Here is a 1635-nt window from a genome sequence, read left to right as displayed (position 1 = left end):
ATAATAATTAATGCTATAAGCACCACAAAAAGATATAATGTACATAGATTAAAAAACTAGGGAGTTAATCCTAGGAATATGGGAGGTATTTTATATGAAGGATGGCCATATCCATTCGCCTTATTGTCCACATGGGAGTAGTGACCAGTTTGAAAAGTATATAAAAAAAGCACTAGAAGTTGGAGTGATGGAAATGACTTTTACAGAGCATTTACCGTTACCTAAAAACTTTAAAGATCCATCACCTGAAAATAATAGTGCAATGACTGAAGATGATTTATTAAATTATTTTAATGAATTAAAAAAACTTAAGGAAAAATATAAGCATAGTGTAAAGATAAACATAGGGGTTGAAGTTGACTATATAGAAGGCTATGAAGAAGAAATAAAAGAAATGTTAGATAAATATGGAGAGTATATAGATGATTCTATATTATCTGTACACATGATAAAATTAGATGGCAAGTATCACTTAATCGATTATAGTGCAGAGGAGTTTTGTAAATTGATAGAACTTATAGGTTCTATAGAAAAGGTTTACTATAAGTATTATCAAACTTTAAAGTTAGCTATAAACTCTGACCTAGGAATATATAAGCCAAGAAGGATAGGTCATTTAAATTTAGTTAGAAAGTTTAATAAGATATATCCATATGATTATAGCAATATGGACATATTAGAAGAGTTAGTAAGACTTATAAAATCTAAAAACTATGAGTTAGACTTTAATGTATCTGGTTATAGACAGCAATACTGCAATGAAGCTTATATAGACGGACATTTATTAGAATTAGTTAGAAAATATGATGTTAAGACTGTTTTAGGTTCTGATTCACATAGTCATGATACTGTTGGTTATAAAATGAAGGAATATGATAGATTAATGAATGAATTGCAAATCCAATTATAGTATTTTCGTATAAATTTATATTAAAATTACTGTTTACATAGATAAAGATAAGTTAAAATATAAAATATTTAAATAAAAATAAGGAGCTGCTTTGTAAGCAACTCCTTATTTTTTAGTTATTCAAGTATGTATTATAAGACATAATACTAAATCTAAACTAAATACTATATTTTAATATTTTTTATTATTTCATTCATTAAGTTTGGGTAATCTGAAAATACACCATCTACATTGTATTTAATCATTTTTTTAATTAACTTAGTACTATTTATAGTGTATACAAATACTTTTAATCCATTTTCATGTGCAAGATTTACGATTTTTTTATTAACGCACCATTTGGATATATTAATACTGTATAGATTTAATTTTTTTGCATGTTCAATAATTTTATATTTAGATAAAAGGTATTTTTTAGGATGATAAAGACAACCATATTTAATGCTATTATCTAAACTTTTAAATGTATTTATACATTCATGATTAAAACTTGATATTAATACCCTATCACTTAGGTTATATTCATATATTAAATTTAGTACATCCTTTTCCAATTTATAGTCTATTAAATCTGTTTTAGCTTCAATATTTAATTTTACATTTGTATTGCTTATTAATTCAAATACTTCTCTTAAGGTAGGTATTCTACAATCTAAATTTTCTGTAAATCGAGAATTTTTACAAGTAAAGTTTTTTAGCTGAGATAAAGTATAATCTTTTACAAG

Annotated in this window: 2 protein-coding genes; one reads left to right on the top strand and one right to left on the bottom strand. The window is 24.6% G+C overall.

Going from position 1 to position 1635, the window contains the following annotated elements:
• Positions 1 to 94 precede the first annotated feature (94 nt).
• Positions 95 to 910, top strand: a complete 816-nt coding sequence (gene hisJ / locus G3997_RS05835) for a histidinol-phosphatase HisJ (protein ID WP_296644311.1) — start codon at positions 95 to 97, stop codon at positions 908 to 910.
• Positions 911 to 1074: 164 nt separating this feature from the next.
• Here hisJ and G3997_RS05830 read toward each other — a convergent pair.
• Positions 1075 to 1635, bottom strand: a 561-nt coding sequence (locus tag G3997_RS05830; RefSeq protein WP_296644306.1) for a glycerophosphodiester phosphodiesterase family protein, incomplete at its 5' end; no start/stop codon positions are given.

This window comes from Romboutsia sp. 13368 (assembly GCF_018336475.1).
Classification (GTDB): Bacteria; Bacillota; Clostridia; order Peptostreptococcales; family Peptostreptococcaceae; genus Romboutsia.
This window is presented reverse-complemented; position numbering and strand designations above follow the sequence as displayed.

Coding starts and splice junctions, on each gene's coding strand:
- hisJ (WP_296644311.1), top strand. CDS start 95: ATGAAGGATGGCCATATCCATTCGCCTTATTGTCCACATGGGAGTAGT.